Annotated in this window: 25 protein-coding genes, 1 tRNA gene and 1 pseudogene; 14 read left to right on the top strand and 13 right to left on the bottom strand. The window is 55.2% G+C overall.

The window, feature by feature from the left end:
• Positions 1-186: 186 nt before the first annotated feature.
• Both SIB73_RS04495 and SIB73_RS04490 read right to left on the bottom strand, forming a co-directional pair.
• Positions 187-573, bottom strand: a complete 387-nt coding sequence (locus tag SIB73_RS04495; protein WP_413402589.1) for a response regulator — start codon at positions 571-573, stop codon at positions 187-189.
• A gap of 56 nt (positions 574-629) precedes the next feature.
• Positions 630-701 (bottom strand) — tRNA-Lys (locus SIB73_RS04490).
• 195 nt (positions 702-896) lie between these two features.
• Between SIB73_RS04490 and SIB73_RS04485 the strand changes: the two genes are divergently transcribed.
• The 7 genes and pseudogenes from SIB73_RS04485 to SIB73_RS04455 all read left to right on the top strand — a co-directional run bounded on the left by SIB73_RS04485 (position 897) and on the right by SIB73_RS04455 (position 6,465).
• Positions 897-1,430, top strand: coding sequence for a gamma carbonic anhydrase family protein (locus tag SIB73_RS04485; RefSeq protein WP_413402591.1), 534 nt, complete (start codon positions 897-899; stop codon positions 1,428-1,430).
• A gap of 60 nt (positions 1,431-1,490) precedes the next feature.
• Positions 1,491-1,613: a photosystem II protein Y gene (locus SIB73_RS04480; protein ID WP_413402593.1), complete on the top strand. Its 123-nt coding sequence runs from the start codon at positions 1,491-1,493 to the stop codon at positions 1,611-1,613.
• Positions 1,614-1,670: 57 nt separating this feature from the next.
• Positions 1,671-3,047 carry an FADH(2)-oxidizing methylenetetrahydrofolate--tRNA-(uracil(54)-C(5))-methyltransferase TrmFO gene (gene trmFO / locus SIB73_RS04475; RefSeq protein WP_413402595.1) on the top strand — a complete coding sequence of 459 codons (1,377 nt, stop codon included), beginning with the start codon at positions 1,671-1,673 and terminating at the stop codon, positions 3,045-3,047.
• Positions 3,028-3,980: pseudogene (locus SIB73_RS04470) on the top strand (cation transporter). Before trmFO ends, SIB73_RS04470 begins: the two are co-directional and overlap by 20 nt.
• Before the next feature lie 28 nt (positions 3,981-4,008).
• Positions 4,009-5,559 (top strand): carotenoid isomerase, encoded by a 1,551-nt coding sequence (gene crtH, locus SIB73_RS04465; protein ID WP_413402596.1) that lies wholly within the window; start codon positions 4,009-4,011, stop codon positions 5,557-5,559.
• 57 nt (positions 5,560-5,616) lie between these two features.
• Positions 5,617-5,901, top strand: coding sequence for a hypothetical protein (locus SIB73_RS04460; RefSeq protein ID WP_413402598.1), 285 nt, complete (start codon positions 5,617-5,619; stop codon positions 5,899-5,901).
• A 3-nt stretch (positions 5,902-5,904) separates the two neighbouring features.
• A complete protein-coding gene (locus SIB73_RS04455) occupies positions 5,905-6,465 on the top strand; it encodes a hypothetical protein (protein WP_413402600.1) in 561 nt (186 codons plus the stop codon).
• Here SIB73_RS04455 and SIB73_RS04450 read toward each other — a convergent pair.
• Positions 6,440-7,204 carry a response regulator transcription factor gene (locus SIB73_RS04450; RefSeq protein WP_413402602.1) on the bottom strand — a complete coding sequence of 255 codons (765 nt, stop codon included), beginning with the start codon at positions 7,202-7,204 and terminating at the stop codon, positions 6,440-6,442. The two genes, SIB73_RS04455 and SIB73_RS04450, sit on opposite strands and share 26 nt — an antisense overlap.
• Before the next feature lie 77 nt (positions 7,205-7,281).
• On the opposite strand from SIB73_RS04450, the gene SIB73_RS04445 reads away from it, so the two are divergent.
• Positions 7,282-7,551, top strand: coding sequence for a DUF6761 family protein (locus SIB73_RS04445; protein ID WP_413402604.1), 270 nt, complete (start codon positions 7,282-7,284; stop codon positions 7,549-7,551).
• A 267-nt stretch (positions 7,552-7,818) separates the two neighbouring features.
• Here SIB73_RS04445 and grxD read toward each other — a convergent pair whose 3' ends face one another.
• Genes grxD through SIB73_RS04425 form a run of 4 tightly spaced genes read right to left on the bottom strand, consistent with a single transcriptional unit; the run spans position 7,819 to position 9,712 of the window.
• Positions 7,819-8,142 carry a Grx4 family monothiol glutaredoxin gene (gene grxD / locus SIB73_RS04440; RefSeq protein WP_413402606.1) on the bottom strand — a complete coding sequence of 108 codons (324 nt, stop codon included), beginning with the start codon at positions 8,140-8,142 and terminating at the stop codon, positions 7,819-7,821.
• A 24-nt stretch (positions 8,143-8,166) separates the two neighbouring features.
• Positions 8,167-8,400, bottom strand: a complete 234-nt coding sequence (locus tag SIB73_RS04435; protein WP_413402607.1) for a BolA family protein — start codon at positions 8,398-8,400, stop codon at positions 8,167-8,169.
• 57 nt (positions 8,401-8,457) lie between these two features.
• The gene (locus tag SIB73_RS04430) at positions 8,458-8,991 is read right to left on the bottom strand and encodes a hypothetical protein (RefSeq protein WP_413402609.1); all 534 of its coding nucleotides are present in this window, start codon (positions 8,989-8,991) and stop codon (positions 8,458-8,460) included.
• 25 nt (positions 8,992-9,016) lie between these two features.
• Complete coding sequence (locus SIB73_RS04425) at positions 9,017-9,712, bottom strand: lysophospholipid acyltransferase family protein (protein ID WP_413402611.1); 696 nt, start codon at positions 9,710-9,712, stop codon at positions 9,017-9,019.
• A gap of 132 nt (positions 9,713-9,844) precedes the next feature.
• On the opposite strand from SIB73_RS04425, the gene SIB73_RS04420 reads away from it, so the two are divergent.
• Positions 9,845-10,591 carry a pyridoxine 5'-phosphate synthase gene (locus SIB73_RS04420; RefSeq protein WP_413402613.1) on the top strand — a complete coding sequence of 249 codons (747 nt, stop codon included), beginning with the start codon at positions 9,845-9,847 and terminating at the stop codon, positions 10,589-10,591.
• A complete protein-coding gene (locus SIB73_RS04415) occupies positions 10,591-10,914 on the top strand; it encodes an MgPME-cyclase complex family protein (protein ID WP_413402615.1) in 324 nt (107 codons plus the stop codon). The genes SIB73_RS04420 and SIB73_RS04415 overlap by 1 nt, the downstream gene beginning before the upstream one ends.
• 71 nt (positions 10,915-10,985) lie before the next feature.
• Here SIB73_RS04415 and SIB73_RS04410 read toward each other — a convergent pair whose 3' ends face one another.
• The gene (locus SIB73_RS04410; protein ID WP_413402617.1) at positions 10,986-11,807 is read right to left on the bottom strand and encodes a hypothetical protein; all 822 of its coding nucleotides are present in this window, start codon (positions 11,805-11,807) and stop codon (positions 10,986-10,988) included.
• Positions 11,808-11,844: 37 nt separating this feature from the next.
• On the opposite strand from SIB73_RS04410, the gene SIB73_RS04405 reads away from it, so the two are divergent.
• From SIB73_RS04405 to SIB73_RS04390, 4 genes are all read left to right on the top strand, one after another.
• Complete coding sequence (locus SIB73_RS04405; protein ID WP_413402619.1) at positions 11,845-12,564, top strand: TerC family protein; 720 nt, start codon at positions 11,845-11,847, stop codon at positions 12,562-12,564.
• A 4-nt stretch (positions 12,565-12,568) separates the two neighbouring features.
• On the top strand, positions 12,569-12,904 hold the full coding sequence (locus SIB73_RS04400) for a DUF6464 family protein (RefSeq protein WP_413402621.1): 336 nt from the start codon (positions 12,569-12,571) through the stop codon (positions 12,902-12,904).
• Positions 12,905-12,909: 5 nt separating this feature from the next.
• Entirely contained in the window at positions 12,910-13,134 is a 225-nt protein-coding gene (locus tag SIB73_RS04395) for a hypothetical protein (RefSeq protein ID WP_413402623.1), read from the top strand.
• Positions 13,135-13,372: 238 nt separating this feature from the next.
• Positions 13,373-14,494, top strand: coding sequence for a DEAD/DEAH box helicase (locus SIB73_RS04390; RefSeq protein WP_413402625.1), 1,122 nt, complete (start codon positions 13,373-13,375; stop codon positions 14,492-14,494).
• 26 nt (positions 14,495-14,520) lie between these two features.
• On the opposite strand, the gene fmt is transcribed toward SIB73_RS04390, so the two are convergent.
• The 5 genes from fmt to SIB73_RS04365 form a co-directional block, all read right to left on the bottom strand.
• Positions 14,521-15,528 (bottom strand): methionyl-tRNA formyltransferase, encoded by a 1,008-nt coding sequence (gene fmt / locus SIB73_RS04385; RefSeq protein ID WP_413406425.1) that lies wholly within the window; start codon positions 15,526-15,528, stop codon positions 14,521-14,523.
• Positions 15,529-15,552: 24 nt separating this feature from the next.
• Entirely contained in the window at positions 15,553-16,920 is a 1,368-nt protein-coding gene (locus SIB73_RS04380; RefSeq protein ID WP_413402627.1) for a TldD/PmbA family protein, read from the bottom strand.
• Positions 16,921-16,922: 2 nt separating this feature from the next.
• Positions 16,923-18,371, bottom strand: coding sequence for a TldD/PmbA family protein (locus SIB73_RS04375; RefSeq protein ID WP_413402629.1), 1,449 nt, complete (start codon positions 18,369-18,371; stop codon positions 16,923-16,925).
• The gene (acsF, locus tag SIB73_RS04370) at positions 18,371-19,453 is read right to left on the bottom strand and encodes a magnesium-protoporphyrin IX monomethyl ester (oxidative) cyclase (protein ID WP_413402631.1); all 1,083 of its coding nucleotides are present in this window, start codon (positions 19,451-19,453) and stop codon (positions 18,371-18,373) included. Before acsF ends, SIB73_RS04375 begins: the two co-directional genes overlap by 1 nt.
• Before the next feature lie 72 nt (positions 19,454-19,525).
• On the bottom strand, positions 19,526-20,035 hold the full coding sequence (locus SIB73_RS04365; RefSeq protein ID WP_413406427.1) for a DUF2996 domain-containing protein: 510 nt from the start codon (positions 20,033-20,035) through the stop codon (positions 19,526-19,528).
• Between the last annotated feature and the right edge of the window lie 365 nt (positions 20,036-20,400).

Raw genomic sequence — 20,400 nt, 5'->3', positions numbered from 1 at the left:
AAAGAATTGAGTTGAACTGTCAAATTTCTTCTCTTGCAAGCATTCAGGTCGCGACTTCAATGGAATAGCTTCAAACTTTTAATTCAATCATGACGGCTAATTCTTGGCATGGCAGAAGCTTCCTGAGGGTGAAAATTAATTCTGTATTATCGATATTTTTATTTAATTAGTCGATATTTAATTAATTTAATCACGTGTGTTTCGACGTTTTTTTAGGTGTGTGTCCAGTAGCTCAGGAAGACAATCAAACAGATCAGGTTTGTTGATGTAGTCGGCTGCTCCTGCTTCGATTGACTCCTGTCGCTTGATCTCGTCGTTGAAGGAAGTGGCAACGAGTATTGGCACCTCTTGTTCACGCTCCTTGAGATGTCGTAGGCAGGTCAATCCATCCATGACAGGCATCATCAGATCGAGCAGAATCAGATCAACTTGTTCACGATCCAAGTGATCAAGCAGTTCCTGGCCTGTGCTGAATGCGAAAGGCAGAACCCCCTGATCCTGTAATTCTTCTGCGATCAAGCTGCGAAGTCGAGGATCATCATCGACGAATGCAACACGTGGTTGACCACTCATGGGTAGTCCATGGCTTCAGAAACCATCATGGCTGGATCCTGAAAGATCGGCTGAAATGGGTCGCCTGAGATTCGAACTCAGGACCAATCGGTTAAAAGCCGAGTGCTCTACCGCTGAGCTAGCGACCCTTCCTTGAGCCGGAGCAAGGGGTCCGGAACAGGCAGTGCCCTCAGGCACCACAGAAAAATATCACCCTGGCAAGCCATCGTCCAAGTGCGCCGTGATCCTGATCTGTGAGCAGCGGCTTGTAACTCATAACCGACTCGTTCAGGTTCTCCCCCCACCCGCTTGAATCAGCACATCACGTCCCGAGCTGGCAGCTGATGACTGATCCATCCATTGCACAGCGTTTGATCGTCGCAACTCCATCCATTGACCCTCTGGCCTGGGTCGCTGAAAGCGCTGTTGTGATGGGTGATGTCGAAATTGCGGCTGGTGCGAGTCTCTGGCCGACCGCTGTTGCTCGAGGTGATATGTCTTCCATTGTCATCGGTGCTCGTAGCAACGTTCAGGACGGCGCTGTTCTGCATGGAGACCCTGGTTCTCCTGTGCTCATCGGATCGGATGTCACGATCGGGCATCGGGCTGTGGTTCATGGAGCCACTCTTGAGGACGGATGTCTGATCGGTATCGGAGCGATCGTTCTTAACGGTGTCACCGTTGGTGCAGGCGCTCTCGTTGCAGCCGGTGCAGTCGTCACCCGCGACGTTCCGCCACGATGTCTTGTGGCCGGTGTTCCTGCCCAGGTGAAACGTGAACAAAGCGACGCAGCCGTACTTGAGCAGATACACCATGCTGTGAATTACTCGCAGCTGGCTGCCGGCTGGGCTCAAATGCTGCAAAACCAAACGGCCTGACGCTTTCGGTTCGTTGTTCGGCCAGCTTTCATTAATATCTTTTGACCATCCCTTGAACCTATGGATTTACGAGTTGTCGTTGTCGCTGCTCCAATTCTGATTGCCCTTGGATGGGCTGGTTACAACATCAGTCGTGCAGCGATCGGGCAATTGCAGATGATGCTGAAACGCGGAGAGGTCTGAGCTTCTCCGACCGGTCGCGACCCAATCGATAGGGTTGAGATCGGTTGACATCAAATTTTGAGCAACGGACCAGTCGTTGTCATCGGTGCAGGTCTGGCCGGAACGGAAGCCGCCTGGCAGCTAGTCCAGGCAGGCATATCTGTCCGACTGGTTGAAATGCGACCGCTGAAGCGTTCTCCCGCGCACCACAGCAGTGAGTTCGCTGAGCTTGTCTGCAGCAACAGTTTCGGAGCTCTCAGCAGCGACCGCGCTGCTGGCCTGCTTCAAGAAGAGCTTCGTCGTCTTGGTTCATTGGTGATTCGAATCGCTGATGCCCACGCTGTCCCAGCTGGTGGTGCTCTCGCTGTCGACCGAGGTCGATACAGCGCTGCATTGACTGAGATTCTTGAACGGCATCCCTTGGTCACGGTTGAACGTCGTGAACAGATGTCCCTTCCTGATCAAGACCAGATCACTGTGCTTGCGACAGGACCGCTCACCAGTGAGTCACTGGCGAATGATCTTCGCGAGTTCACCGGCCGTGATGACTGTCATTTCTTCGATGCGGCAAGTCCGATCGTCGACGGTGAAAGTATTGATATGGACAAGGCTTTCAGAGCGAGCCGCTACGACAAGGGGGATGCGGATTACATCAACTGCCCGATGGATCAGGTCCAGTATCTGGACTTCCGATCGGCGCTTCTGGCTGCCGAGCAAGCTGAACTCAAGGACTTCGAGAAAAACAGCGCCACATTTTTTGAGGGTTGCTTGCCGATCGAGGAACTTGCTCGCCGTGGTGAAGACACCATGCGCTACGGACCGCTGAAGCCGATTGGTCTCTGGGATCCGCGCTGGGGAGATGTCAACGATCGCGACATACGGAGGGCCAAACGCGCCTACGCAGTGGTCCAGCTTCGTCAGGAAGATAAAGACGGTCGACTCTGGAATCTGGTTGGTTTCCAGACGAATCTCAAGTGGGGAGAACAGAAACGAATTCTTCGCATGATTCCAGGTCTTGAGAAGGCTGAATTCGTGCGTTTCGGAGTGATGCACCGCAACACTTTCCTCGAGGCACCAGAGTTGCTGAAGCCCACGCTGCAGTTCAGAGAGCGTGAACGTCTTCTTGCAGCGGGGCAGATCACAGGAACTGAGGGGTATGCCGCTGCAGTTGCCGGTGGCTGGCTCGCTGGCACCAATGCTGCACGAATTGCCCTGGGTCTACCCACCATCGATCTGCCTCCCACCTGCATGATTGGCGCACTGACCCACTTCATCAGTGAGGCACCATCAGGCAAATTCCAGCCGATGCCCCCCAACTTCGGCCTGTTGCCTGCTTTACCGCAAAAAATCAGGGACAAACGGCTTCGCTATGGCGCCTACAGGGACAGAGCCCTGAAGGATTTGCTGCTAGCAACAGAGAAACACGAGTCTTTTGATGTCGCCTGTCCGGCCTGAAGAGCGGCTGATTGAGCGCCGTTCTTTGAAGATCGGCGTCTACGCCATGCACTGATGGCTGTTGCAGGGGTCGGTGTTCACCTTGTTTCGGGTTCCTACGCACTCCTCCTTGACGGCCTGTATTCAGCAGTGATGGTGGGTTCGGGCCTTGTGGCAGCAAGGATCAGTCGCAACGTGGTTCGACCGCCGGATCGTGCCTATCCGTATGGCTACGACGGGCAGGAAGCTCTTTACGTGCTTTTTCGTTCTCTGCTGCTGATGGGGGTGTTGTCCTTCGCTGCGATCTCAGCGCTCAGCACAGTGATTGATTACGCCTACGGGGTTGCCGTCAGCTCCGTACGGCTCGGACCCGTTGCCTGGTATTCCATTGCCATGGTGGCTTCCTGCTGAGGTCTTGCCTGGAGGCATCATCACGACTGGTGTCGCACAGGGCGACATTCTCAGATCCTGCTCACCGAAGCCAAGGCAGCGCGACTGGATGGTCTGATCAGCGGTCTGACAGGTCTGGCGCTGCTTGCTGCACCACTGCTGCAGGGCACCATGTTGTCTGGTTTGATTCCAGTCACAGACTCTTTGCTGGTCCTGGTGGTGAGTCTTCTGGTGGTGCGTGAACCGTTGCAGGGCTTCATGACCGCCCTTGGACAGGCAGCAGGCGCCTCGGCTGAGAGCGACCTCATCCGCAGCACCCGCCTGGCCCTTGAAGATCTTCTGGCAGGGCTGTCCTGCTGGCTTCTGGATCTCACGGTTTACCAGGTAGGTCGCACGGCTTTTGTGGTTGTTTATCTGAATCCAAGTCAACCGATGGACGGCGGCGCCATCGATCTGATCCGTGATCGTATTCAGGAAAGATGCCAGTCCCTGTTGGCCTGTCCTGGACGAACAGAGGTGATTCTGACCGCAACACCGCCCTTCGCTGCGGCCGGTGTTGCCTAGGGTCTAAGGCTGCAGCAATTTCTGAGGTGTGGCCGTGAGCTCAAACCCAGACTGGGATGTGATCGTGATCGGTTCAGGCATTGGAGGGCTGGTCACCGCATCTCAGCTGGCTGCCAAAGGGGCCAGAACCGTTGTATTGGAGCAGTATCGGATTCCCGGTGGATCCGGTGGGAGCTTTCAGCGCAAGGGGTACACCTTTGATGTGGGCGCCTCGATGATTTTCGGTTTCGGTGAGCATGGGCACACCAACCTGCTCACACGAGCCCTAGCAGATGTTGGGCAGCGTTGTGAAACGGTCCCGGATCCGGTGCAGCTGGAGTACCACCTGCCCGATGGTCTGACCATGGCCGTGGATCGTGACTACGAGGGATTCATCACGCGCATGAGCTCCAGATTTCCCCACGAGGCGGGAGGAATCAAGGCTTTTTACGACACCTGCTGGCAGGTCTTTCGCTGTCTCGATGCAATGCCGCTACTCTCGCTTGAGGATCCGGCTTACCTGGCCAAGGTTTTTTTTCGAGCCCCACTCGCCTGTCTGGGACTGGCTCGCTGGCTGCCCTTCAACGTAGGCGATGTGGCTCGTAAGCACATCCGCGACCAGGAACTGCTTCGTCTGATCGATATGGAATGTTTCTGCTGGTCGGTGATGCCGGCTGATCGAACACCCATGATCAATGCCGGCATGGTGTTCTCTGATCGCCATGCCGGTGGCATCAATTATCCCAAAGGCGGTGTCGGTACGATTGCCGAGAAGCTGGTGGCAGGGCTTGAAGCCCACGGAGGCGAGATCCGCTACCGGGCCCGTGTCAAGAAGGTGCTGATCGAGCAGGGTCGCGCTGTGGGCGTGGAGCTTTCCGATGGTGAAGAGCTGAGGGGTAACAGGATTGTGAGCAATGCCACCCGCTGGGACACATTTGCAGGAGAAGGTTCACCGGACAGCACGCTGGTCACAAAAGAGCACACCCCTTCCGCTGAAACCACCTGGCGGCGTCGGTATCAACCATCCAGTTCATTTCTCTCGGTTCACCTCGGTGTCAAGGCTGATGTTGTACCTGATGGCTTCCACTGCCATCACCTGCTCCTGGAGAACTGGGACGACCTTGAAGCTGAGCAGGGTGTGATCTTCGTATCCATTCCAACGTTGCTTGATCCACTGCTGGCGCCTGAGGGTCGGCATATCGTGCATACGTTCACGATGAGTGATATTCGGCACTGGGATGATCTCGAACCCAAGGACTACAGAGCAAAAAAGCGGCACGACGCGTCCCGTCTGATTGAGCGACTGGAGTCCATCCTTCCGGGTTTGTCGCAGGCCATCGAACTTCAGGAGGTGGGTACCCCCCGAACCCATCGTCGCTTCCTCGGGCGGATGGGGGGGTCCTATGGGCCAATTCCTGCAGGCCGACTGCCAGGTTTGCTGCCGATGCCATTCAATCGAACAGGCCTGAAAGGTCTTTATTGCGTCGGAGACTCCTGTTTCCCGGGCCAGGGATTGAACGCCGTTGCCTTCAGCGGTTATGCCTGCAGCCATCGAATCGGTGCAGATCTGGGGTTGAATCCCTGGGCCCTTCCCGCCTGAATCTCACAACGTCAGACCTCCTGATCTGTGTAAGGTCTGAGCGAGAAATGCATCTCCATGTCACCGGCCCGACAGCCCAGCTCAGCTGAACTTGCCCGCTACCTGGAACAACGTGGCGAACTTGGTAAACCGTGGATGCTTCAGATGCTGCGGCTCTCAAAGCTGAAGGAAGCTCGTGATCAGATGTCTCCTGAGACCTATCTGAAATCAATCCAGGAGGCCCACGCAGACCTCATGCGTCTCGGTGAATTCTGGAAGGGTCGCGAGCGGGAAGTGTTCAATGGCGATTACCAACCCAATGATGTGATTGAACCACTGCCGGGATCACCGGAGGATCGCTGAGCGATGACCGTTGCCCTACAGGAGCGGTTTCAACTGTCACCGTTGATTCGGGCAACCTTGATCAGTGTGTACCTGGCACTGGTTCTGCCGTTGCCGTTGATGGCACCACCGGGTTTGAAGCTGATCCTCTGGAGTGCTGCTCCGATAGGACTGTTGTTGGTTCTGGCCATGCTCAGCGAGCAGGTGAGCCTGGATGACAATGGCATCAGCGTTGGCCATCCCACCTGGTGCAGTTGGTTGATTCGCCGGGGCTGGCAGTTGCGGTGGGAAGAGATCAAGAGGCTTGTTCCAGTCGGTACAAGCCAGGGAGGAACGGTTTACTACCTCACCACCTTCAACCACGGCCAGCGTTTGCTCCCGCAACGGCTTGAGCACTTTGACAAGTTCCTCCTAATCGTTGAAGAGCGAACCGGTCTCAGAACAGGATCGATCGGTCGATTGACGCCACCCTGGACCTACCAATTGCTGTTTGGTTTGGCCCTTGGCATGCTGGTCATCGAATCAGCGGCAGCTGTGGCCGTGACGTGCGGTTGGCTGGTTATTCCGGAAGGTTATCCAGGCTGAAGCGATACCCCTGCTGACGAACGGTGGTGATGCCGCCGCCTTCGCCCAGACCCGCTTGTTCAAGTTTGCGGCGGAGCGTCAGGACCTGAGTATCCACTGATCGTGGACCACCGCTGAAGGGAGGCCAGGCCATCCTCAGAAGCTCCTGACGGCTGCGCACCATTCCGGGAGGCATCAGCAGAGCGCACAGCAGCGCGAATTCGCGAGGGCTCAATTCAACGGGTTGTTCCCGAAGAGTCACCTGACGCAGAAGCAGATGCACCTCTAGCGGGCCAACGGCAACGCGTTCCTGAAGACCGCTGCGACCTCGCTTGAGCAGAGTGCGACAACGGGCGGCCATTTCTTCTAGCCCGAAGGGTTTGCGCAGCACATCATCCGCTCCGTCATCGAGCAGTCCCACAACAGGCTCAGCACCGCTGCGGGCTGTCAACACAATCACAGGACAGCGCAATTGCTGGCCAAGTCTCAGAGCAGAACTCTGTTCAAGCAGTTCAGCACTCACCAGTAGATCTGGAGACTGCTCCTGGCAGAGCTCAAGGGCTTCCCTGGACGACGACACCGCTGCAGTGAGATGGCCGTCCTGCCGGAGCCGCTGCACAAGCACCGTGCGCAGTGTCGGATGGGGCTCAACGACAAGCACCCGAGCCGGTTCACGAGTGGGAATCGCCGGAACAGTCAGTTGCTGCACAGGAGCCGGACCGGTTCCATGGGCGAGAAGATCGCGGGAGGACGAGGTCACAGGGCATCCGAAAGCCGTCCTACGCTAATGCCATTCCTAAGGCACGCTGGTAACAGAGGCTGCCGTCCTCACCAAAGATGACATCTCTTCAGCACCCGGAGGCCATTCGCCACTTCCAGGCGCTCTGTGATGCCTGTCAGGAGCTGACAACGCGTTACCACGGTCCTTCCGAGTTAAGGCTTTACGCCGACGGCTATCTCCATGCGCTGCGACGAACCGGTGATCTCGATTCCAGGGAGCTCTCCAAGCTGGAAACCCTGATTGAACGCTGGATACTGGATCCCTCCAGTTTCATCGGTCCCGATGGCGATGTGAGCACCTTGTACAGACACCCGAATCAGTACTGAAATTTCAGGGCATGGGCAACAGTGGTTTTCTTCGTATGGAACGCTTCCTGGAGCTCATTGATTCACGTTGAGCAGAGATTCGCCTCTGCCAATCCACTGATTCAACACGCCTGGCTGTTCAACCCGATGATCACGAGTTTTCAACAAACAAGCATTCTTGGCAACTTCCAAGGACTGGTTGAAAAACTCAGTTATTTGGTGAGATAACCATCGGCTGCAAAAAAAGCTTCGCTGCAACAAAAGCTTCGTGAATCTCCGCTGGATTAATCAGCTTGCCAGCGCAATCTCAAGTTTCTCCTTCAGCGTGTTGTCGTTGTACATCTCGATGAGGATGTCAGAGCCGCCCATGAACTCACCTTTGAGGTACACCTGAGGGATTGTGGGCCAGTCGGAAAACTCCTTGATGCCCTGGCGTATCTCAGGATCGGAGAGAACGTCAAAAGTCTCAAAGCTCACGCCCAGTGCATTCAGAATCTGAACAACATTGTTGGAAAAACCGCACTGGGGCATCAGTTTCGTTCCTTTCATGAACACAAAGATCGGGCTTGACTGGATCAGGCTCTCGATGCGTGATTGAGTTTGGCTGTCCATGGAAATCAGGCGATGTGAAACGGATCAGTTGGGTGTGGAAGTGTTCAGAGCGAGGGCATGAATGGCCTCTGAAGCCAGTTCCTCCCTCAGTGCTCTGTACACCAGCTGATGTTGACGGATGCGGTTGAGACCGTCGAAAGCAGTCGAAACAACGCTCACCTGAAGATGATCACCACCACCGGTCAGATCCTCAACACTCACCTGAGCGTCTGGAAGTGCGCGTTGGATGGCGGAGGTGACAGCTTCAGGCTGAACCATTGGAACAGAGCATGGACTCGATTGATGCTGGCAGATGAATGACTCGACTGAACTGAATCACTCAGCAGCACCAGCACCGCGGTAAGGGGTATCAACAAAACCAAGTTCAAGAAGACTCTGATAAGCCTTCTGGCCTTCCGGTTTTGCCGGTGTCATCAGACGAACGACCTCAACCAGCACAGGCACAGCGATTTCCGGCTGACCCTGGCGGCGGAACAATGCTGCGAGACGGAGATTCGACTCGGCAAGAAGAGCCAGAGCTTCACGTCCCTTGGTATCCATCTCCCTGGGAATGCGTGCATCGAGCCCCCGGAATGAACCGGAGAGATCCCTGTAGAAGGCGAGAAGCTGCTTCGATGCCGTGCGGGCGTTGTCGTAATCCTTCTTCGCTTGAACGAGATTGCCGGAGGCGACCGCCGCATCACCTCGCTGAATCATGGCTTCAACGGATGAGACATTGAATCCGGATCCACTGGATGCAAGCACCTTTGTGGCGGAGTTCGATGGATCTGATCCCATCTGAGCCAATGCGGGTGAGAAGCAGAATCCCGCTGTCAGGGCAATCGCTGAGCAAAGAAGGCGGGTGCCCATGAAACCAATCTTGAATGCGCGGACTTTAAGTGCATTCCAGCGGTCGTCCGATGGACTCTCGGGCCGCTTGTTCAGCCGTATGCATGCGTTCGGCAAGAAGACGGTTGAAGTGAAGGGCTTCCTCCTTGCCTTTGCCTTGGATAAGCAAAGGAGGCCCGAAACTGATCGCCGAGCGGCTGCGCGGTCCTGGAACAGCAGGGTTGTAGGCCAGACCGACAGGAACAACCTGCACATCGATCCCCCTGCGCTGAGCAAGTTGCGCCAGTCGCACGCAGCCCTGCTCCAGAACAATCGGTGCATCGGTCCTGTTGATGCGTCCCTCGGGAAACACCACCAGTTGCTGACCAGTCTCCAGCAGGTCAAGTGCGAATCGCAGGGTTGTCAGCGAGGGTTTGTCCTGGTCGACTGCAAAACAACCAAGACGATGCAGGAACCATCCCTGCAATCCCGACATCTCTGTTCTTGTGACCATGAAACGACAGTCGCGTCCTGTGATCCGTCGGCCAGCAGCCATCGGGATCATCAGGGCATCCCAGCGAGCTCTGTGTGTTGGGGCCAGCAGCACAGGCCCATTTCTTGGAAGGTTTTCTGCACCAAGAACAATTCTTTCTCGCAGGTAATGCAGTGCCAAATCCTGGGTGACAACCATGGCCAGAGGAGCCCAGAAGGGATCGATCCCTGTGTCGAGGGCATCTGAGCGCGTCGTCAGGCTGCTGGACACCGCCTTAACCGAAAGTCCACTGTTGAGAAATTACCGGGGAAGGCTGAATAGCAAGCCCTCTACTGGGCAGTTGGTCCTTCGGCCGTCTCGGATCACATGCTGAATAGGATTCACACCTTTCATCGATACAGCGTGGCCAGCCTCGGGGTGAACATCGACCACATCGCCAATGTCCGTCAGGCAAGGCGCACCGTGGAACCTGACCCTGTTCCAATGGCTCTGCTGGCGGAACTCGGAGGAGCTGACGGCATCACCGTGCACCTGCGCGAAGACCGTCGTCATATCCAGGACAGAGACGTGGATCTACTCAGGCAAACAGTCCGCAGCAGGTTGAATCTGGAGATGGCAGCCACCGATGGAATGATCCAGATCGCACTGCGCGTGAAACCGGACATGGTCACACTCGTTCCTGAACGGCGTGAAGAGGTCACCACCGAGGGGGGGCTTGATGTGGCCGGTCAGCTCCCGCAGCTCAAAACCATGGTGCAACAGCTCCACAACGAAGGGATTCCAGTGAGCCTGTTCGTGGACCCAGATCAGCAACAGTTGCAGGCCTGTCACGATGCCGGAGCCCGCTGGGTCGAACTGCACACCGGTGCCTATGCGGAGGCAGCTTGGACACATCAGCCGCATGAGCTGGCTCGCCTGACCGAAGCCACCGCTTACTCCCGCTCCCTCGGTCTGCGAGTCAATGCCGGTCACGGACTCACCTATCAGAACGTTGAACCGATTGCGGCCATCGAGGGAATGGAAGAACTGAACATCGGCCACACCATTGTCGCAAGAGCATTGGCAGTCGGTTTGAAGGAGGCTGTGAGTGAGATGCGCTCCCTCGTTCAGAATCCACGCCGTGAGCCCTTGTTTGCCAGCCAAAATTGATGACCACGTATTACTTCGTTGCAGCCAGCGATCGTTTTCTTACAGAGGAGGAGCCTCTGGAGGAAGTTCTCAAGGAAAGGAGACGTCACTACAAGGAACATGGCAAGGAAGTCGACTTCTGGCTTGTTCGACAACCGGCTTTTCTCAACGCATCACAGATGAAATCAATCCGCGATCAGCTTCCACAGCCTGCGGCAGCTGTGATCTCCACAGATTCCAATTTCATCACATTCATGAAACTCCGGCTGGAATTTGTTCTTGAGGGATGTTTTGAAGCACCAAGCCCTGAGATACCTGATGCCTTAGCGACATCCCGATCATGACTCTGTAGTTTTATTCGTATTGAAGATTGACATTTTACAAAGTTGATTGTTTTATTCTCGCAAGATGCAGTTCAGGTATTGATCAATTGCTCTTCAAGCAGCATGTTGAAATTCAGGAGTTGTTCGTCAGTGAGTTGTTGCCGTGAGTTTGCCTGTACATGGTGATGAAGAAAGTCTTTGGCTTGTTGCTGACTCCAATCAAGACGTTTTAGAATTTCATCACCTTGCGCAACCAGATCGGATCGACGGAGAGGAATCGCAGCGTGTTGAGGATCACTACCTGCTGAAAGATCGCGTAGTCGTTTGAGATAAGCCACAAGATCACTGAACCGGGTCAGGCGATGACGACTGGCATGACCAAAGGCTCGTTCGAGGTAGATCTTTTCACTGTCGCGGTCCCATCCCACCCTCTGGAGTTCGAGATCAATGGCAGTGAGCTCCTCACTCCAGTCCTCTGGATCGGTGGGTGACTCACTGGGTGGTTCCGGATCAATTGCACTCTCCAAGACCGTTGAACCATCTGCAGAACCCGTTGGCTGTGCCGATGGTGGCTGTACCGATGGCGGCTGTGTCATCGGTGTCTGCTTGGCTGGATCGGATGATGTTTGCGGCGACTGGGCAACACGCCGGATCGCTTCTGGCTGCTTGGTACCAGCCATTTGCATCCCCACGGCAACGCTCTGCTGCGAGGATGAGTTGACAGCCGTTTCGACCGGAGCTGTTTCAGAAGCAGCAAGCCTGGATCGGAGTCGTGAGAGTGCCTGGTCTTCAGCCTCTGCAGCGGTTCCACCCTCACCTAGAGCACTCCCGAGCGGCGTGGTCCCCTCATAGGCCTCAACAAGAACAACGCATCGGTCTGACGTCACATGGCAGAGCTGGGAGTGGGTGCGCATTCCACTGATCAATGCTTCCCATTTCTAGGCTGTGAAGATGGATACAGCCGCTCTGTCGTCACTCACTGCCTGGTTGGACGACGTCGACCAGCTGGGTGAACTGCTGCCGTTGTTGCCTGTGCTGGTGACTCTCGAGTTGATCCTTTCGGCGGATAATGCAATTGCTCTGGCAGCGATCGCTCGGGAGCAACGCGACCCACGACTCGAACGCCGTGCCTTGAATCTCGGCATCGTGATGGCGTTTGGCTTGCGTGTCGGACTGATCCTGATGGCGCAATACGTCCTCGCTTTTCCACCCATTCAGCTGATCGCAGGTGTCTACCTCATCTGGCTTTGTTTGAGTCACTGGACCAAGTCTGTTGAGCAAAACAGCGAAGGATCAGTTGAAACGCCGTTTCAACCGATCCGATTCGGTCGGACCGTGCTGACTCTCGCAATTACGGATCTCGCCTTTTCGATCGACAGCGTCGCAGCCGCTGTTGCCATCAGTGATCAGTTGCTACTTGTGTTGACGGGTGCTCTGGTCGGTGTGGTTGCTTTGCGTTTCACCTCAGGTTTGTTTATTCGTTGGCTGCAGATTTATCCACGACTGGAAACAGCAGGATTCCTTGCTGTTGGATTCGTTGGTTTGAAATTGCTGGCGATGATGGCAATGCCAACCCTTCATCCTTCCGAACTGGTCACTCTCGCCGCCGTGGTTTGTTTGATGGTGTGGGGATTTTCTGTACGTGAGTCCTCCGCTGCAGAGGAGTCCTGATCAGATGCTCGTGGAGATCCGACAGACCGGCAGTGATCAACTTCTGGATCGTGTTGAACTGGATGAACCACCGTCGCCCGGCCGCTGGTTTCTGCATGAAGAAGACAGTTTTCTTGTGATGCAGCGCCGACACCGTTATCGCCTCCGTTCCGGTCGATACCAGCTGAATTCAGTCGTGCTGATGGTGAAACCCCAGAAGCGACCTGACGATGCACGCTGGTTTGAACACGGGTGGGTCATTGGTGATCCTGCCTGCCGTTTCAATGCCAGAAGTCCGCTGATGCGCTGCGCTGTGATTCCTGAAGGTCCATGCGAGCGTTGCATCCACCGGTCAGAGTGACATCGATGAAACGGGTACGTTGCTGGGTCTGGTTTCGTGGTGGTCTGAATCAGAAATCCCACTGGGAAGGTGGTTTCTATGCCACCACTGACGAGCAGGAAGGTGTTCTGATTCAACACGGTCACTATCGCGATACAAGGGTTCCTGCCTGGCGGGTGACCCAGCAGGAGCCGTCCGATCCACACGCTGCTCCTGAGATACCGGCCAATGCCGTTTGGAAAATCATCTGAGCAAGTTTCCTTCAAGCTCCGACATGGATCAGGCAGAAGTGGATGGGCAGGCTTCTAAGGTGAAGGATTCGTCTCCAACACGATCGGCGAGTCCACTGCAACGGTCAATTCGCAGGTCGGTTTCGATGACCTGGGACTCGGTGAACCCCTTCTCAAGGCGCTGAGAGATAAAGGGTACGTTCATCCCTCGCCAATCCAGGAACAGGCCATTCCAGTTGTGATCCGTGGACGCGATGTCATGGCAGCAGCACAGACCGGCACAGGCAAAACGGCGGGATTCACCTTGCCGATGCTCGAACGACTGCGTCATGGCAGGCGCGCCGGACGTGGTCAGGTTCGATCGCTGGTGTTGACGCCCACCCGTGAACTGGCTGCTCAGGTCCATGAAAGTGTGCGTGCTTATGGGCATCACCTTCCCTTGAAGAGTGATGTGGTGTTCGGAGGAGTCAAGATCAATCCCCAGATTGATCGCCTTCAGGGAGGGGTTGATCTGCTTGTGGCGACTCCCGGCCGGTTGCTGGATCTCCATCAGCAGGGGGTTGTGCGGTTCGACAGGTTGGAATGTCTTGTTCTGGATGAAGCGGATCGCATGCTGGATATGGGATTCATTCATGACATCCGCAGATTGATTCGCCTCATGCCCGAGCAACGGCAAACGTTGTTGTTCTCTGCCACGTTCAGCCCACCGATCAGAAAGTTGGCCACCGGACTGCTGCATCAACCACTGCAGATTCAGGTCACGCCCGAAAATCAGACAGCCCGCTCTGTGGAGCAGGTTGTTCATCCCTGTGACATGAAACGGAAGCCACAACTTCTCAGTCATCTGATCAGAACTGGCAACTGGCGTCAGGTACTGGTGTTTTCACGGACCAAGCACGGAGCAAACCGGGTTGCGGAAAAACTCAGCAAGGAAGGACTTGAAGCTGCTGCAATCCATGGCAACAAGAGTCAGGGAGCTCGCACCCGTGCGCTTCAGGGGTTCAAGCAGGGCAGTGTCCGGGTGCTTGTGGCGACGGACATTGCTGCACGTGGGATCGATATTCAGCAGTTGCCGCATGTGGTCAATCTCGATCTTCCCAACGTTGCCGAGGATTATGTCCATCGGATCGGTCGCACTGGTCGCGCCGGCGAAACAGGTCATGCCATTTCTCTCGTTGCTGCAGAAGAATCGCTCCTGCTCAAGGCGATCGAACGACTCACAGGCGAGCCCTTACGCAAGGAAAATGTGAAGGGGTTCGAGCCGACGGTTCTGAGCGCCCCGCCCCTTGACCTCGGCGGTGGCAAACGGCGAAGTCATCAACGCAGCAACCAAGGCAGTCGTCGCAGCGCTTCCGCCGTATCCCGCCAGCGCAGACGCTGAGAAACGCCATGGAAGATCCGGCTCAGTCAGCCAAGCGTGACACCAGCTTTGACCTGCAACTGCTGAATCAGAGCACGACCGCTGCTGCGACTTTTGCCTTCCAGCTGCGCTTCTCGAATCAGCAACGGACATCCCGAACTGCTCACGACCAGGCCTGCGTCACTGCACTCCAAAACGGTTCCAGGTTTGTGTTCACCGGTTGGCCAGCGGCTTAAAAACTGCTGTGCGGAATGACTGAGCTCATCTCTGAGCCTTTCAATCAAGGGTTCAGTGGCCAGCAACTTCAGCCTCTTGCCTCTCCAGAGAGTCACGGCACCAGGGAAAAGGCCCATCACCTTGCGGTGGATTGCCAGAGCTGAAGCGGACCAGTCGATCTGGAAGTCGCTTTTAACAAGCATCCGTGCATAAGTGACCTCCTGCGTCTGAGAGCGAACACCCAACCTCCTGAGTCGTTCCTCTTCGGGTCCGGCTCCCGCTTTTTCAATCCGTGGCATCGCCTCCACCATCAGTTCAGCTGTGAGCAGGCTCAGTCGACACGCGAGTTCGTGGGCATTCTCAAGCAATCCAATCTCAAGCTTCCTTTCGATGAGCACAGGACCGGTATCCAGTCCTTCCTCCATCGCCATCACGCCAACACCGGTCTGGGCATCACCTTCAAGGATCGACCATTGAATCGGCCCAGCTCCCCTCCACCTGGGCAGAAGCGAGCCATGGCCGTTCCAGCAGCCAAGCGGTGGTTGCGCCAGCACTTCTGCAGGCAGAATCTGGCCGAAAGCCACCACAACAGAAAGATCAGCACCGAGATTCGCAAGCTGCTGCTGGCAGTGATGATCCCGTCGGATTCGTTCCGGAGTGAATACCGGCAGTCCCAGTGTCAGAGATTTCTCTTTCACAGCTGAATGAATCAGCTGTCCACCTCTTCCTCGACGCCGGTCTGGCTGGGACACAACGCCGACAATCTGATGTCCGGCGCTGTGCAGAGCATCCAGAGTTGGCACTGCATAGGAGGGGGTGCCCCAGAACAGAATCTTCAAGGCCAATGATTCAGCAGAGAGTCTTCAGGCTTCACCGGTGATGGCCAGACCATCGATCCATACGTGAGGACTGACCCCTTGATGGGTGATCACCGATTTCGATTCAAGGTGGACAATGGAATGCAACAGCTCGCGGATATCACCAGCGACGGTTGCAGCCTCGACGGAAATCCGTTCCCCATCTCTGACCAGCCAGCCGTCAAAGGGAAGAGAGAAGGCTCCCTGACTGGCTTTGACACCGGCATGGAGAGCGCTGAGGCTTTCAATCAGGACGAAGCAGTCACGCGTTGTGGTGTGATCAAGGTGTTCGGCTCCAGTGGTCATGGACGGAGAGCGACTCACTTCCAACCAATCAGCTCCGACAGACACTTTGGCTCCCATACCTGCATGCCCTGTTGGATCCACTCCGAAATGGCGGGCTGTGGCTTCTGAATGCAGAAAGCTTTCCAGGCATCCTCCACGAATCAGAGGAAGGGCCCGAGTCGGGGTTCCTTCACCATCGAAGGGCATCGCTCCGACGTGAGCAGGGTGAAGACCGTTGTCAGTGAGATTGAAGAAGGGAACAGCAAGTTGATGGCCGATCGAGTCGGCCTTGCTGAGGCTGACACCGTCCAGAACGGCTCGGGCATTGAGCATGCTGCTGAATGAACCGATCAGATCCAGAAAGGCTTCCGGTGTGAAACACACGAGGTAGCGACCGGTGTCGATCGGCTGATAGTTGAGATGACTGATGGTGCGTTCAGCAGCCTCATTGATGCAACCGCTCAGATCGAGATCGCGACTGCCGAGAGCGACGCGCACGGCCCCCCCACTGCGAGGTTTGCGACCGGTTTCCTCAGCACGTGCCATCAGGAAAACACTCGCCTGTGTGCGCTGCGCCTGACGCAACGCACCTTCACTGTTCATGTAGATGCGTTCGCTGCTTCCCTCATTCATGGCGTTGTAAGGAAGCGTGCCAATTGCGGGATGACGGTCCAGAAGTTGTTGTTCAGCATCCAGCAGCTGCTTCAGAAGACACTGAATTCCCTGAGCATCCTGAATAGGACGATGAAGATCCGGTTCCGGGGCAGTGGCGAGTGGGGAAAAACCGGGAACATCGTCAGGATTACCGAAACAACTGGCTTGATGTGCACCCATCAGCGCTTTTTCAAGACCTGAATCGGAAAGATCGGAGGTGCTGGTGATTCCAACCAATCCCTGCTGATTCCAGACTCGAATCGTGATTGAACTGCGTTGTGCAGCCTTGAGCTGTTTGGCCTGACCGCGATCAACCTGAACCGATGCACTGCTGCTTCGACTGGCACCAAGATCCCATTTGAGAATGCCTTCACGACGTGCCAGAGCCTGAAGTTGATCCTGAAGTGTGGACACGTTGAGAGCTGCGCTTGTCATGGTCAGCGACCTCCCACAGTGATTGAATCCACTTTCACGTGGGGTTGACCAACGGTCACAAACACACTGCCGCTGACAGAACCGCAGTAGCCGGCTGCAAGTTCCAGGTCATCTGCACACATGGAAATCCTCGGCATGACTTCTTTTGCGTCACCGATGAGAGTGGCTCCTTTGACGGGCTGACCGAGTTCACCGTTCTGGATCAGATAACCCTCTTCAACGGAAAAGTTGAACTGACCGGTGGCACCGACGCTGCCGGCTCCCATTGATTTGCAATACAGCCCGTGGTCTACGGAGCTGATTAAATCGTTGATGCTGTGGGGACCAGCAGCGATGTAGGTGTTGCGCATACGACTTGCCGCGGCAAATCCGTGGCTTTGTCGACGACCGCTGCCGGTGCGGGCGTGACCTGTTCGCATTTCACCGGCTCGGTCGCTCAGAAAGCACTGCAGAATCCCGTTTTCGATCAGAACGGTTCTCTGTGGTTCCATGCCTTCGTCATCCATGGAAATGGATCCGAATGCACCACCACTCATGCCTTCATCAATCGCTGTGACAGCGGAATGGGCAATGCTGTCTCCGATGCTGTCGGCAAAGGGTGTTGAACCACGTTCAACCTGAGTGGTTTCCAGAAGGTGACCGCAAGCCTCGTGGAAAATCACACCACCGAATCGATTGGCTAGAACCACCGGCATCTGCCCGCCATCGACGTAGTCGGCGCGGAGCATTTTGGCAGCGCTGTCACAGACCTCCTGAGCAGAAGCATCAACGTTCCAGTTGCAGAGGTCATCTGGACGGTCTGTACTTCCGTAACGACGGGCAATGCTGGATCGATGCTCACCATCAGCTGCAAGCACACTCAGTCCGCTGGACTGATGCAATCGGATGTCTCGGGCAAATGTTCCATCACTGGCCGCCACAAGCACTTCCTGCCAGTCACGAGCGAAACTGCCCCGGCGCACATCGAGATGCTGGCCGAATTTCCCCAGACTCTGAGTGCCCTCGAGCAGCCGCTGAGTGATCGTGTTGAGATCTGGCGTGCTGTCTAGCCAGCTGTTTTTCGAGATTCCATAATCACGGAGCGTTCCCAGCCCGTCAAATCCGCTGGTGGAAGCAAGAGTTGATGCATCGAGCTGAAGCATGGCCAGAGCCTGAAGAAGAGCGTCCTTAAGACCTTGATCACTGAGATCATTCGTGCTGACGAAACCATCCCTCCCATCTCTGAACACGCGGATGCCAGCCCCCATCGCGAAAGAAGGACTCACGCTTGTGATCCTGTCCTGTTCAGCGAGAACGCCGAGATGATCAGTTCTTTCAAGAAACACCTCAACAAGATCAGCTCCTGCATTGGCTCCGAAATTCAGAAGGGTGTCGAGACGTTGACGCCAGGGGTGGTGGCCTGGGTCCAGATCATTGAACCCAGCCGGAGATTTTTGAAGAGTTGACTGCATCAGCGAACACTGGGCTGATAATTTTCACTCCGAACAGGAGACATCAGAAAAAGGGAGGCCATCTGCCATCCATTGGCAACCCAGTGGGGAAGTTTGCGAACAAATTTGAGTGGAGCAGATGCAGGGGTCTTATCCACCGAGTCGAGTGATTCGTTGTTGGTGACTATTTTTTCAAGACGCTCATAGAAACGAGGATTCTTGACGTCCAAAACCACTGGGAACACCCTCGCGGAAGTTTCATTGGTCTTGTCAATCACCATGCGGTCGTATTCACGGGCATCGAGCCCAAGTGCCTCATAAAATTCTTTTCTCGCAACGTCTCTCACGTACATCGTTGCAAAAACAGCCAGCAGGAAGAAGCGACACCAGAGCCTTGCACGAAGACCACGGACAGTATCCGGCTGGGACTTCATCAAGGCATCAAAGAAGTCACCATGGCGGTTTTCGTCCTGACACCAGTTTTCAAAAAAGTTGAAAATAGGAAAGATTTTACTTTCAGGATTCTTTTCAAGATGCCTGAAAATTGCTATGTAACGCCAGTAGCCAATTTTTTCAGAAAGGTATGTGGCATAAAAAATAAACTTAGGCTTAAAAAAGGTGTATTTCTTGTTTGCAGTCAAAAAACCAAGGTCCAGTTGAAGACCAAAATCACTCATGGATTTGTTCAGGAAACCTGCATGTCTTGCTTCATCTCTGGCCATATGTGCAAAACATTCGGCAAGAAGAGGATTTTTTGCCTTGATGCGACGACTCAACTCTTTGTAGAGAAGAAATCCAGAAAACTCTGAAGTACAACTCTGTTCAAGGAACTCAATGAAAACGCGTCTTGTTTCCGGATCAAGTTTATCGGCAGCACCATCGAACTCTTCATTACGAACGAAGTGGTGACGGTTGTAGTCCTTGCGGAACTCCTCGCAGATCGCCTCAAGCTCAGCCTCATTGGGTCGGAGATCCATCTCCGCCATGGCTTCAAAGTCCGTTGTGTAGAAGCGCGGAGTCAGGATCGTGTCTTTGACCGGATCCTTCACGGCGACGCCGGAACCCCCGGTTTTTGCGGTATTCACAGCGGTGGGAGGCACCATCAGATCCAGCGTGTCTTCACTTCATCGTAAATGCAGTCCCGACACAGTCGGGGCTGGGTGTAACCCATTGGATCAGTTACCTCCGAACCATTTCTGACCGTTCAGGCGCTGAAGCAATCGGGATTCCAATAAGGCCAGGTTGATGCGTTTCTCATCAATCAAGAACGACTCGAGCAGACTTGGATCTGAACCGGATTCCGCAAGAGCAATTGTTTTGCCGGAAGTGATCGCATCGGATGCAAAACAAAGCCAGAAACGTCGTTCAGCAGGTAAAACGCCCTGAACCATCCAACAAGCTCCTCCCACGACAGGTCTTTCGCCTTCAACAAGTTCGAGGCTGATCGGCGCACTCTCGCGCTCGGTCAATGACTTGGTGAGTGTCGGCAAAAAGTCTTCCTGTATGAATGTTGCAAAAGGCTTGTCTTCGGGCTTTTGTTTGGCGGCTGGTTTGGCTGGCTTGTCCGGCTTGTCTGTTTTGGCCGGTTTGTCTGCTTTGGGCTGTTTTTCAGCTGTATCAGCCTTTGCGGGTTTGGCTGCTGGATCAGCCGCGGGCTTGTCAGCCTTGTCGGTATCGGCCTTGATCGGTTCCGCGGCCGCGGATGGCTTCTCTGCCTTGTCCGACTGGGCTGGCTTGTCCGGCTTGTCTGCTTTGGGCTGTTTTTCAGCTGTATCAGCCTTTGCGGGTTTGGCTGCTGGAACAGCCGCGGGCTTGTCAGCCTTGTCGGTATCGGCCTTGATCGGTTCCGCGGTCGCGGATGGCTTCTCTGCGCTGCCCGACTGGGCTGGCTTGGCCGGCTTGTCGTCTTTGGGTTGTTTTTCAGCTGTATCAGCCTCCGCGGGGTTGGCTGCTTGATCAGCCGCGGACTTGTCAGCGGCAACCACTGCTTCGGTTTGCTCCGATGGTGCAGAGGCCTTCTGTTCTGCTGAACCCGCAGCTTTGGTTGCCG

Source organism: Synechococcus sp. MIT S9509 (assembly GCF_047303035.1).
GTDB lineage: Bacteria > Cyanobacteriota > Cyanobacteriia > PCC-6307 > Cyanobiaceae > Synechococcus_C.
This window is presented reverse-complemented; position numbering and strand designations above follow the sequence as displayed.